Origin of the sequence: Chryseobacterium sp. Chry.R1, assembly GCF_039645525.1 — a bacterium.
Taxonomy (GTDB): domain Bacteria; phylum Bacteroidota; class Bacteroidia; order Flavobacteriales; family Weeksellaceae; genus Chryseobacterium; species Chryseobacterium proteolyticum.
Genome location: NZ_CP151793.1, coordinates 3,053,935 through 3,066,081, shown reverse-complemented (window position 1 = coordinate 3,066,081; position 12,147 = coordinate 3,053,935). Strand labels below are relative to the sequence as shown.

The following is a 12,147-nucleotide window of genomic DNA, read 5'->3' as shown; positions in this document are numbered from 1 at the left end:
AGTTAGAAATTAGAGATTAGAGGTTAGAGGTTAGAGGTTAGAGGAAGATAACAATTTGAGGGTGGAAATTTATGTTTTCTGGTTCAAACCGAAGTCCAGACTTTACTTCGTCGTTTTACTATTCATACTTTTCCCTAATTTTTCATATTCAACATCATTAGGCTCCCAGAGCTCGATTTTGTTTCCTTCTATATCCATGATGTGTACAAACTTTCCATATTCATAACTTTCGATCTTATCCACGATGGTTACATTTTCTTTTTTTAACTCTTCAACCAGTTTATCAAGATGTTCTACCCTATAATTGATCATGAAGTCTTTTTCTGAAGGTTGAAAATATTTTGTTTTTTCATTGAAAGGACTCCACTGGCTAAATCCTTTTTTAGAGTTATCAGCCCCCTGGTACCATTCAAATACCGCCCCATATTCATTGGTGTGAAGCCCCAGGTGATCGCTATACCATTCTCTCATTTTCTTAGGATCTTTACATTTAAAAAAAATTCCACCAATCCCTGTTACTCTTTTAAGACGGTCCTCACTGCCATCAGTAGCAGATTTAAAGGCAAATCCTAATATAAAAGAAATTAGAATGCAAAGCGCAAAAATGATCTTTTTCATGAGTTACGTTTTTATTTATTTAACCATATAAAAAAAGTGGGTGAAAACACCCACTTTGTAAAAATATACTTTTTTTTGTTTACTTAAAATATTTTGTAATCGCCTGATCAGTTGGCTTCGTAGTGCTTACAAAGCTATCTACTAATTTACCGTTTTCGTCGATCAGGAATTTAGTGAAGTTCCAAAGGATTGTAGTATTCTTAACTCCATTCAGTTCTTTTTCTGTCAGATATTTAAAAATAGGTGCTGTATCATCCCCTTTTACAGAAACTTTAGCAGCCAATGGAAAAGTTACCCCATAATTTTTCTGGCAAAATGCACCGATCTCGGTATTGGTTCCCGGTTCCTGACCTCCAAAGTTGTTGGCAGGAAAACCCACTACTACCAATTTATCTTTATATTCTTCATAAACTTTTTCCAGATCCGCATATTGTGGGGTAAATCCACATTCCGAAGCCGTATTTACAATCAGGATCTTTTTCCCTTTAAAGTCTGCAAAATTGATCTCTTTGCCATCAAGGCTTTCTACCTTGAAATCATATATTGTTTTTCCCATAAGTTCATTGGTTTTAGCTTTAGAAATTTCACTTTTTTGGTTGGTACAACTCTGTAAGAACGCTACAAAAGAAAGTAGCAATAAGAAGATCTTTTTCATGAGTAATATGATTAGTGGCAGTTTTCACTGCGTTATTTATATAGACTATTAAAATTTAAAGATATTGGCAGGAAAAACTTTGTTGATGTCTATTTTATTGATCTGCATTACAAAATCCCCATCTTTTTTAGGACTTGAAGATTCAATTCTGAAAGGCATTAATAGATTTCCCACTTTTCTATACTCCGAATACGTTAATGTTTCATCTTTTTTTATTTCCTTAAGAAGCATATAGGTATTGGTATCAAAATAATAGAAATTTTTATTGACATTTTTTGTTAATTCTACTTTATGGCAATAAATATCTCCCACTTTCTCTTTTCCCAGATATTTAGCTTCAAAACCTTTATTCTCCCAGTCAATGAAATCATTATCAAAACTTTCGGGAATATAATTCGGATATTCCTGAACTTTATTTGTGGCATAGTTCATTGCATATCCTTTACTTCCGTCATAGCCTTCAATCGCAGTTTCTTTATTATTAATGGTAAGAACTGTTTTAGTGAGATTCGGGCGTTGCTGATAAATTTTTATCGGATATTCATCTTTGATCCCCAAAATTACTTTCCCTTGAAGTAATACTGAATTTAACAGCTTCCAATTTGTCAGTCCTCCTGATAGTTCAATATTTTTATCGATAATTTCCTTAGCGGTCTGTGCAAAAGTAATTTGTGAATAAATCAGTACGAATACTAAAAGTAATTTCTTCATTAATTCAATTTATAATTCAAATATAAGGCGAATTTGTAAGAAAGCAAATTTGTGAAAATGTAAAATCGTACTCATTTAACAATTTTACAAATTTGCTATTTAGCAATTCAGCCCTTCTTCCTTTTTACCTGTTGGCAATTTAGTTGATCAATTTTCTTGCTTTTTCCAAATCCTCAGGTGTATCAATTCCAACTCCAATAAAGTTGGTCTCTATTAATTTAATTTTCATCCCATATTCCAGGTAACGGATACATTCTATTTTTTCCGAAATTTCTAAAGGTTTCATTTCCAGTTTAGAAAACTGCAGCAGTGCATGCTTCCTGAATGCATATACTCCAATGTGCTTGAAATAATCTACAGCATACGAGATCTCCCTGTGGTAAGGAATAACTGAGCGGCTAAAGTATAATGCAAAACCATTATTATCTGTGATAACTTTCACATTATTTGGGTTTTCAATTTCCTCCTTTTCAGTCAGCTTTATCTTCAGGGAAGCTAATGAAATTTCCTGATTCTGGTCTTCTTTAAAAACTTCAATCAGCTGTTTTAGAGGTTCTGTCTTTAAAAAAGGCTCATCACCCTGCACATTGATCACAATATCACAATCTATATGCTGAACTGCCTCCGCAATACGGTCACTTCCTGTTTCATGCTGCCCGGTCATTACGGCCTTTCCTCCATTATTAATAATCTCATTATAAATAATCTCAGAATCACACGCTACAAAAACTTCATCAAATAAACCCGTTTCAAGAACATTCTGATAGGTGGTCGTAATTACTGTTTTACCACCTAAAATCTGCATTAATTTTCCGGGAAACCGGCTTGCTTCGTAACGGGCGGGAATAACTGCTATGATCTTCATTGAACGATTCTTATTATTTTAATTTTTTTTAAATATAAGCAAAATATGGACTTCTTCTTAAAAAGAAACGTTTACTCCCACCATATTATAGCCTAGATTCGTAGAAGCAATAAAATTCAATTTATATTTTACTTTTCCTGTACTTGCTCCTGAAACTGTATATCTGTTTTTCGAAATGGTTTTCCCTATAAAATATCCCATGAGCAAGGCTAAAGGATAATCCGATGCCCAGTGAACCTGGCTTTGCATCATCTGAAAAGCCATCGCTCCTGCCAATGTATATCCTACTGGTTTAATCCATACTGCGTCAGGATAATTATCTGCAATCACCGTGATAGCCGACATAAATGTTGTTAAATGTCCCGATGGCATCGCATCATAACTTGATGTATTTTTAGCAAAAGCTGCAAACCTTGGAAAAGGAGTCCAGTGTCCTCCGGGATTACCATTTTCTATTGCTATAAAAGGACTTTCCCTTCCTGTAATCCTTTTTATTGTTTGTGAAAAAACACCGGAAAGCAATAAACTTTCCATTAAACCACTGGCGGTTGCCTGAGCCCTGTAGTCATCTTTTATCCAACCATACGTCGCAAAACCTATCCCTAACAATACAACTGTAGAGCCATTACCGATGAGATATAAACCTGAGCCGATATCTTTCGGTATTTTTATAACTCCTCCGATTTTACTGTAATTATTATCGGCACTCATCCCCCATTTTTCACCCAGCTCTCTTGAATTATCAATCAATTTCTGATCGAATGGAATAAGCACCAAAGTACTTGCTATTGCACCTCCTAAGTAATAAGCATGATCCTTTGCAACAAAGTCCTTATTAGTATCTATAAAATCTTTCGGAGCCCTGGTAATAAATTCGAAAAGCTTAGGCTTATGATAGGTTCGCACAGAACCATCTTTGAGAATATAGCTCTGTGATTTTAACGATTTTTCGATGGTGCTGTCTTTTTTCTGCGACCATACCACTATTGATATGGGTAATAACAGCCATTTAATTTTTTTCACTTTGTGTTTTTTTTGATACCCGCAATCAGCTATCCGGTTCATGAGACTTTCAACAGAAACAAAAGTTCATTACAACAACTGATTGCGGGTATTTATTTTATTTTAAATTGCTTAATGCCTGCTCTAATTTTGGCATCATTACTTCAATTTCGTTTACTGCTAATCCTCCTACAGAAGCACGGAACCAAGGTTCAGATTTTTCTTCTCCGAAGGCAGAGAAAGGAACTAAAGCTACACCCGCTTCATTGATTAGATAAAAAACAAGATCAGATGAATTTTCTATAGTGTTCCCATCCGGTTTCGTTTTTCCGATATAATCCAACTTGATCGTAAGGTAAAGGGCTCCCATAGGCTCAATGCTTTCTACGGCTAATCCTTTGCCTTTTAAATCCTGGATTCCTTTATGAAGGACTTTAAGGCTTTCTTCCAGTTTTCCTTTAAATTCATCAACAAAAGTATTTACATCTTCAGAGTTCTGGTAATATTTAGCTGTTGCCTCCTGCTCCGGCTTAGGTGCCCAAGCTCCTACGTGTGTAAGCAAAGCTTTCATTTTATCGATAATATGAGATGGCCCGAACCCCCATCCTACACGCACTCCTGTTGCAGCAAGACATTTTGAGATCCCATCAATATAAATCGTATAGTCTTTCATTTCAGGGAATAGAGAAACGGGATCGTAATGTTTAGCATCAAAAGTAAGATTCGAGTAGATTTGGTCATACATCAGATATAAAGGCTTTTCATCAGCGCCTCTTTTTTTGTTTTCTTCGATGATGAGTTCGCAGATTTCAGAAAGCTGGTCTTTTGTAAACATCGTTCCTGTTGGATTCAATGGCGAACAAAGCGCTAATAAAACAGCACCACTTAAGTGAGGTTTAAGATCAGCAGCAGTAGGTAAAAAGTTATTTTCAGGAGTTGTCTTCACCTCAATAGCATCTGCAGAAGTAAGATAAGCATAGTGATTATTATTCCAAGAAGGAATAGGATAAATAACTTTATCACCTTCATCCACAATCGTCTTATACACTGCATAAATCAAAGGTCTAGATCCTGCAGTAATTAAAATATCATTGGCTGAATACTCCAGATTCCATCTTGATTTAAGATCTTTTGAAACTTCATTTCTTAAAGATAAAAGTCCGTTTGCAGGCGGATAATTCGTCAGATTATTCTGATAAGCTTTCTGAATCTCCTCCTTTAACTTTGCAGGTATCGGATAGATATTAGAATTCAGGTCACCAATAGTAAGATTGGCTATCTCCGCTCCTTTTGCCTTTAAATCATTTACTTCATTACCAATTTTTACAATTTCAGAACCAATCAGGTTCGCCGCTAATTTTGAAACTTTCACTTTATTTAAATATTTATTGTTTTTGACTAATGTTATATGTTATTAAGTATAAGTTATAAATTTTGTTTTTAATTAGAGAGCTCTTTCCTAATACTCTCATTCATAAATGTATAAACCAAATTTATAACTTTCATTTTCAGTCTAGTTTAAGATCTGCTTTTACCTGATCAATTTTCTCATCCAAAGATTTTAATTTATCTCTGAAATCAGCTTCGGAAGTAATCATATCTTTGACCGAAATATAAAACTTGATCTTTGGTTCTGTTCCGGAAGGTCTTACACAAACTTTAGTTCCATCCTGAGTATAGTAAATCAATACATTGGATTTTGGAATCTCATTCATAACCTGTTTTTCATTTTTAGAAACAATAAAATGGGTTTGTTCCTTAAAATCTTTAATATCTTCAACCAAAGACCCCGCGATTTCTTTTGGAGGGTTTTCTCGGAAATTTTTCATCATGTTCTGAATTTCTTCAGCTCCGTCCTTACCTTTTCTGACAAGATTCACCAATCCCTCATAGTACATTCCTGTCTCCTGATATATCTCAATCATATATTGATACATCGTTCTGCCATTGGCTTTGCACCATGCTGCAATTTCGCACGCCAAAAGAATACTTCCACAAGAATCTTTATCACGAACAAAATCCCCGGTCATAAAACCAAAGCTTTCTTCTCCTCCACAAACAAACTTTTCTTTTCCCTCAGCTTCACGGATCATTTTCCCGATCCATTTAAACCCGGTAAGACCTGCCTTACAGGCAACCCCAAATTTTTGGGCAATATCAAAGAAAATATCTGACGTAACGATCGTAGAACCAATAAATTCTTTTCCAGTAATCTTATCCAGTTTTCTCCATTCATTTAGAATATAATAGGTAAGAATAGTATTGGTTTGATTACCATTCAGCAGTTTCATTTCTCCATCAAGGTTTCTCACTGCAATTCCCAATCTGTCACCATCCGGATCTGTTCCAATCACAATATCAGCATTGGTGATTTTTGCAAGATCCATTGCCATTTCCAATGCAGCAGGCTCTTCAGGGTTCGGGGAAGCTACAGTAGTAAAGTTTCCGCTAGGAATCATCTGTTCTTTTACAAGATCCACCTTTTTGAATCCTGCTTTTTCCAAAGCCTTCGGAACCGTTGTATAAGTTGTTCCGTGAATGGATGTAAAGACAATATTCAGATTCTCTTTTCCAACATTCTGATACGTGGAATTCTCAATACAGGCATCAATATAAACATCATCCTGCTCTGCCCCGATCCATTCAATAAGATCATCGTTCCCGTCAAATTTAATTTCATCAAATTTCACAGAATACACCTCATTGATAATTGCTTCATCATGAGGCGGAACAATTTGAGCTCCATCATTCCAGTATACTTTATATCCATTATATTCCGGTGGATTATGAGAAGCCGTAAGTACAATACCCCCGTTACATTTTTTATCACGAACGGTAAAAGACAATTCCGGCGTAGGTCTGTGATCTTTAAAAAGCAATACCTTAATTCCATTAGCCGTTAAAACATCAGCCACCAGTTTTCCAAATTCTTTGGAATTATGACGAACGTCATAAGCGATAGCTACTTTAATTTCCTCATTGGGAAATTGCTTTAACATATAGTTCGCAAGTCCTTGTGTAGCTTGACCTAAAGTGTACTTATTTAAACGATTCGTTCCAACCCCCATAATTCCTCTCATACCTCCGGTCCCAAATTCCAGTTCCCTGTAAAAAGAATCTTCCAGATCAGGAGAATTACTATCAATTAATAATTGCACAGCATCTCTCGTTTCCTGATCAAACGTTTCACTTAACCAAAGTTTCGCTTTTTCTAATGTTGTCATATTTGTATCTTATTTAAGCTGGAAGTCTTATGTCGGAGGCCTTTCAGCTGTCTCCATATCAACTTTTGCAGCGTATATTTATTATTCTTTTATTGCATTTCTGTATATATTTCTTTACAACTTTATTCAGAAATATATTTTCTATTCTTTTTTATAAACAATTACATCCTCTCCTAACTTTCAGCTTCTATTATAGCGTCTTATTTTCAACTTTTGTTGTTTTATCAATTTTGAAAGCGCGGATAGGATCATTATAATATAAAAACTTTGCTGTATTCTGAATATGTCCTTTAAGAGAATCTTTTACATTAACTTCAGCATAATTCCCGTTTTTAGAATCAATATTCAGGTTGGTGATTTTCCAATACGGAGCAATCAGGCTAGCCGTATCAGAAATCTTTATTACTGCATTTTTAGTTTCTCCTAAAAAATTGGCTCTACTCCTGTTCACCATCTCTATTTCCGCTCTTCTTGTGTTCACTGAACCCATAAATGTAGCGTTATTCTTTAAATTAAGCTTAAAATTATCTGTTTTTATTTCACTCGAAATATTCATTTCTACAGAATCTGAAATGGAAACTTTTTCAAGATTATATTTTGAATAAATGGTCACATTATAAAAATCAACTCCCTTTGTTCCTCTTTTTTCTTTTATTGAAAGAGTTTTGTCTTTCACATCTACATCTAAGTTATTGGCAACATTTGGATAAGTCTCTATTTCAACAAAATTTTTAGGACCTCTCGCATAAAATACCCTAAACTTCCCGTTAAGGTCCAGGTTGACAAATTCTGAAACATCCACATCTTTTCTCTCAATATTTCCTTTTGGGGAAACTTTTCCACAAGAAATTACGGCTACAAGCACAAATGTGTACAATATATTTTTCATATTTACTTAAAATATTTTATATAAAACAGCAATTATTGCAAGACTTTCTATTCCCATTACCACATAAAGAATTGATACTCTCACCATTAAACCTGGTTTTGAGTATGATTTTTTAAAAGCATTCCAATAAGTGATTGCAGGAAAGAGAATAAAAAGAACGAATAAAATTTTATCAGCAATATCAGTAATTTTTGATAAAGGCTTCCATAAACCCATAAAACTTACGATATCATCTAGCAAAAATATAACTAAAATTCCTAACAGACTTACTGTTCCAAGGATAAAATGCTCACCAAGATTCAATTTTACCTTTTTAAAAATAAAAAAAGCGTTAACTGCGAGCATTGGGATAATAACAAAGAGGATTGTTTTGGAGTATCTTGCAAAAAAAGTCCTTACTTCAGAAGATTCAGGAATTGCTTCTTTCGTTGCAAATTTTTCGTAAAAATGTAAGGTCAGGACATTAAAACTGAAAAGAATCAGCAACAACGAAATAAAGTTGTAATATCTGATTCTTTTTCCTGCTATATAATCCATTGCTGTTTTCCCGGGCCGAAACAAAATACTCTTTATTGTTTTAAAGAAACGGGTTTCTACATGCCAGATGGATCCTAAGATGTCATTTTTAATAAGTGAGATATGAGTTATTCTTGTTGTGTCGGTCTTCTGTCCGCAATGAGCACAAAACTCACCGGAGATTGTATAACCGCAGTTCAAACAACTCTTCTTATTCATGGAAAAATATCACATTATATTAAGTATTTTCAAGTGATCCAGCATAAATAATTAAGCCAACAAAAGATACTGTTATGATAGCTGCAATGATCAAAGGCTTCCAAATCTCTTTTTTAGGATAATGTTCTTCATCCGGAAAATAGTTGGGAACGAAATAATTTGAGAGCAAACCTCCTCCAGCGGCACCAAAGACATAAGCAAGTGAGCTTTTCGGTTCTTCCGGAATATTTACTATAACTATAGTTACTATTGTTATTAAAATGGAAAGACCCAATACAATATAAGCCTCTCTTTTCTTCTTAATATCAATTAAATTCTGATATAATAAAATACCCCCAAAAAGAGTTGACATCAAAACAGAAAAACCGAAAATGGCCTTTTTAGAATATATTTTTGGCAGATTATTTTCCATACTATATCACTTCATCAATATTATAGTTCTTATGTTCTCTATTAGTCCTGATGATCATTTCTCCTAAGAAGCCGGCAATAAAAAGCAATGTTCCCATAATCATCATGGTTAAAGCAATAAAGAACCATGGATTATTGGTAATCAGGTGGCCGTAAATTCCCCTGGAGACATCAATTAATTTCGAAACACCCAGCCAAAATGCCGAAAGGAATCCAAAAATAAACATAGTGGTTCCCACCGCTCCAAAAAAATGCATAGGTCTTCCTCCGAAACGGCTTACAAACCAAAGTGTTACTAAATCCAGAAATCCCCGGATAAACCTTTCGGTACCAAATTTGGAAGTCCCGTAAGGCCGGGCCTGATGACGGACTTCTTTTTCCGTAATCCTTTTGAATCCTGCATTCGCAGCTAGAACTGGAATGTATCGATGCATATCTCCATATACATCAATAGATTTAACGACCTGTTTTTTATATGCCTTCAAACCACAATTGAAATCGTGCAGCTCCACTCCTGAAACTTTTCTAGCAGCAGCATTGAAAAGTTTAGACGGAACATTTTTGGTCATTACATTGTCAAACCGTTTCTTTTTCCACCCTGAAACAATGTCGTAATTATCTTCAACGACCATTTTATAAAGATCAGGGATCTCTTCGGGAAAATCCTGTAAATCAGCATCCATTGTAATGATCACATCTCCGTGTGCTCGTTCAAACGCTGCATGCAATGCCTGGGATTTCCCATAATTTCTGGAAAATTTAATTCCATGAATCTGTGGATGCTGTACCTTCAGATTTTCGATAATGCTCCAGGACAAATCCGTACTTCCATCATCTACAAACCAGATTTCATAGGATAAATTGTTCGTTGCGCAAACCAGATCAATCCTTGAAAACAGCTCTTCCAGAGAGTCTTCTTCATTAAGTAGCGGAATAATTATAGATAAGTTCATTTAATTTTTATAAAGATTTATTGATGAATCGTTTTTGTTCTGAAAAACGCTCCGAAAAACAGGGACAAAACTACGTAAAATATAAGAATTGCTGCAAAATATCCTGAAAAATGACTTGCAGTAAGCATATCTTTTCCTTTTACAGCTTGTGGAGAAAAGCTTTGACTTCTCTCTTTGTATTTTTGATCTAATTCATCAATGTCTTTCTGATGTTTCAAAATCTTTCTTGCAGACTGATATTCAGAATCTAATTCAGATTTTTGTCTTTCAACATACTGGTAATTTAACAGTTTTTTAGCATCTGTATCAACAAAATTCAGGAACAGGTAAATGCTAAATATGGAAAGAATCCCACCAATAAACATTGGTACAAAAGATCTCTTGAATGCTTCTCTGAAACCCATTTTATGGGTATTCCAACGTGATTTAACAGACCAGAATGCTCCTCCTGCATAAATAACAGGCAATACGAAAGCATTGATTTTGAGGGATGTATCAAAATAATGAATTCCTGAGAAGAAGTAGTATGCTACAAAAAAAACAATCATTGTAGCGATAAATAGTATAATTCCTATAGTGGATGGACTTTTCGTCATATTCTTATTTTTAGAAAAATTTTAGAAAAATTATTACCCTAAATTTCAGCAATTTAGCACCAGTAAAGCTTTTTTTCGTTCATTTTTCTGTAATATTATTTTCAAATTTATAATTAATTCCTATCTTTGCACCGGCAAGTCCTACACAACCAGCTCCTGAGAATCCTCCAGGGTGGGAACACAGCAAAGGTAATCGGTCGTAGCGGTGTGATGTAGGTAGCTTGCCATTTTTTATTTCCCTTAGTTTAAAATTCAAACTCCTCTCCCAATTTCGGTAAAACAAGCTCTACATTTTTATCACTAAAATGTTTTAAGGCACTTTCATGATTTATTTCAATAGCCGGGAAAGTATCAAAATGACATCCTATTACTTTTGGTGTTTTTAGCAATTCAGAAGCTGCAAAGGCCGCTTTTCTCGGGCACATTGTATAATGGCTTCCAATTGGTAAAATGGACAAATCAATATTTCCGTAAAGCCTTGGAAATAATTCCATATCTGCCATTACTCCTGTATCCCCTGCCAGATAAATATTCTTACCTTCAGGTAATCTGAAAATATATCCCACAGGAACACCTCCATAGCTTCCATCAGGGAAAGAACTAGTATGGTGAGCCGGAACCATGGAAATTTTAAGATCGTCGATTTTTGCCGATCCTCCTAAGTTCACATCATCTTTGTTTTTTGCAGCCTTGAAGTATCCACACACTTCAGGCACCCCGATAACGGTAGCTTCTGGATGATATTCCAAAACTTCCACCACATCTGCTATATGATCACCATGAGCGTGGGTCAGCAGGATATAATCGATTTTCCGGGCAGAAATATCAAATCCGGACTCTGCTTTTTTATAATTATAAAAAGGATCACTTAAAATAGTCTTATCCTTGTATGTGAACAAAAAACAATTTTGTCCTAAGAATTGTATTTTCATTTTGATTTTATTTTAATTATGTTAAATATAATTTTCAAGTATTTCTAAATAATGTTTCAAAGATTTGTTGATATTGAATAAACAAAGAATACATCACTTATTTTTGGGGAAATTTATCTTCAATCAGTCTGAGGTTAATGCCATGTTCCAGATATGCTTTACAACCGTCTAAAACTGTCGTAAAACCACCCGTATTATCATTAATTGTCTTTAAAAGATCTTCACCTGTCTGGGTAAATCCATAGCTTTTAATCACAACCAAAGTCCCTTTCTCCATTTCTTTGAATTCATAATCCACATTAGATGAGGGATCACCCCATTCTGTTTTGATAAGATGATTGGGAATGATTTTATGAACAGTGACATTATTTTTCACTCCATACATTTCCCATTCCCAGGTAATTGTTTTGCCTTCTTCAAGTCTTCCGCTCGATTTCGTAAACCAAAATTGAGTGGTTAGTTCATGATTGATAAATGCTTCAAACACCTCATGAACAGGTTTTCTGATAAGCATTTGAGCTTCAACGAATGCAGGAGAATTACTCATACTGATTAA

14 protein-coding genes and 1 other RNA gene are annotated in these 12,147 nt (G+C 34.7%); 1 reads left to right on the top strand and 14 read right to left on the bottom strand.

Features of this window, described 5'->3' with window-relative positions; translation table 11 throughout:
• Positions 1–102: 102 nt before the first annotated feature.
• The 12 genes from AAEU33_RS13905 to AAEU33_RS13850 form a co-directional block, all read right to left on the bottom strand.
• Positions 103–618 carry a VOC family protein gene (locus AAEU33_RS13905; protein WP_345988118.1) on the bottom strand — a complete coding sequence of 172 codons (516 nt, stop codon included), beginning with the start codon at positions 616–618 and terminating at the stop codon, positions 103–105.
• A 79-nt stretch (positions 619–697) separates the two neighbouring features.
• Complete coding sequence (locus AAEU33_RS13900) at positions 698–1,273, bottom strand: glutathione peroxidase (protein WP_172278374.1); 576 nt, start codon at positions 1,271–1,273, stop codon at positions 698–700.
• Between the two features lie 48 nt (positions 1,274–1,321).
• Complete coding sequence (locus AAEU33_RS13895; RefSeq protein ID WP_273648156.1) at positions 1,322–1,984, bottom strand: histidine kinase; 663 nt, start codon at positions 1,982–1,984, stop codon at positions 1,322–1,324.
• Between the two features lie 139 nt (positions 1,985–2,123).
• Complete coding sequence (kdsB, locus tag AAEU33_RS13890; protein WP_273648157.1) at positions 2,124–2,849, bottom strand: 3-deoxy-manno-octulosonate cytidylyltransferase; 726 nt, start codon at positions 2,847–2,849, stop codon at positions 2,124–2,126.
• Positions 2,850–2,906: 57 nt separating this feature from the next.
• Positions 2,907–3,872 carry a phosphatase PAP2 family protein gene (locus AAEU33_RS13885; protein ID WP_345988116.1) on the bottom strand — a complete coding sequence of 322 codons (966 nt, stop codon included), beginning with the start codon at positions 3,870–3,872 and terminating at the stop codon, positions 2,907–2,909.
• 97 nt (positions 3,873–3,969) lie between these two features.
• Positions 3,970–5,223, bottom strand: coding sequence for an aminotransferase class I/II-fold pyridoxal phosphate-dependent enzyme (locus AAEU33_RS13880; RefSeq protein ID WP_273648159.1), 1,254 nt, complete (start codon positions 5,221–5,223; stop codon positions 3,970–3,972).
• A gap of 136 nt (positions 5,224–5,359) precedes the next feature.
• On the bottom strand, positions 5,360–7,075 hold the full coding sequence (locus tag AAEU33_RS13875) for a phospho-sugar mutase (protein ID WP_345988114.1): 1,716 nt from the start codon (positions 7,073–7,075) through the stop codon (positions 5,360–5,362).
• Between the two features lie 190 nt (positions 7,076–7,265).
• A complete protein-coding gene (locus AAEU33_RS13870; protein WP_345988112.1) occupies positions 7,266–7,964 on the bottom strand; it encodes a DUF2807 domain-containing protein in 699 nt (232 codons plus the stop codon).
• A gap of 6 nt (positions 7,965–7,970) precedes the next feature.
• Complete coding sequence (locus AAEU33_RS13865; protein WP_345988110.1) at positions 7,971–8,699, bottom strand: DUF3667 domain-containing protein; 729 nt, start codon at positions 8,697–8,699, stop codon at positions 7,971–7,973.
• 19 nt (positions 8,700–8,718) lie between these two features.
• Positions 8,719–9,111: a hypothetical protein gene (locus AAEU33_RS13860; RefSeq protein ID WP_345988109.1), complete on the bottom strand. Its 393-nt coding sequence runs from the start codon at positions 9,109–9,111 to the stop codon at positions 8,719–8,721.
• 1 nt (position 9,112) lies between these two features.
• A complete protein-coding gene (locus AAEU33_RS13855) occupies positions 9,113–10,063 on the bottom strand; it encodes a glycosyltransferase family 2 protein (RefSeq protein WP_172278390.1) in 951 nt (316 codons plus the stop codon).
• 17 nt (positions 10,064–10,080) lie between these two features.
• Positions 10,081–10,659: a DUF4199 domain-containing protein gene (locus AAEU33_RS13850; protein ID WP_172278392.1), complete on the bottom strand. Its 579-nt coding sequence runs from the start codon at positions 10,657–10,659 to the stop codon at positions 10,081–10,083.
• A gap of 132 nt (positions 10,660–10,791) precedes the next feature.
• On the opposite strand from AAEU33_RS13850, the gene ffs reads away from it, so the two are divergent.
• Positions 10,792–10,889, top strand: an RNA gene (gene ffs / locus AAEU33_RS13845) — signal recognition particle sRNA small type.
• Positions 10,890–10,904: 15 nt separating this feature from the next.
• Here the strand turns inward: ffs and AAEU33_RS13840 are convergent.
• Together AAEU33_RS13840 and AAEU33_RS13835 are read right to left on the bottom strand one after the other, a co-directional pair.
• On the bottom strand, positions 10,905–11,591 hold the full coding sequence (locus tag AAEU33_RS13840; RefSeq protein ID WP_345988107.1) for a metal-dependent hydrolase: 687 nt from the start codon (positions 11,589–11,591) through the stop codon (positions 10,905–10,907).
• A gap of 97 nt (positions 11,592–11,688) precedes the next feature.
• On the bottom strand, positions 11,689–12,138 hold the full coding sequence (locus AAEU33_RS13835; RefSeq protein WP_345988105.1) for an SRPBCC family protein: 450 nt from the start codon (positions 12,136–12,138) through the stop codon (positions 11,689–11,691).
• Positions 12,139–12,147: the final 9 nt, after the last annotated feature.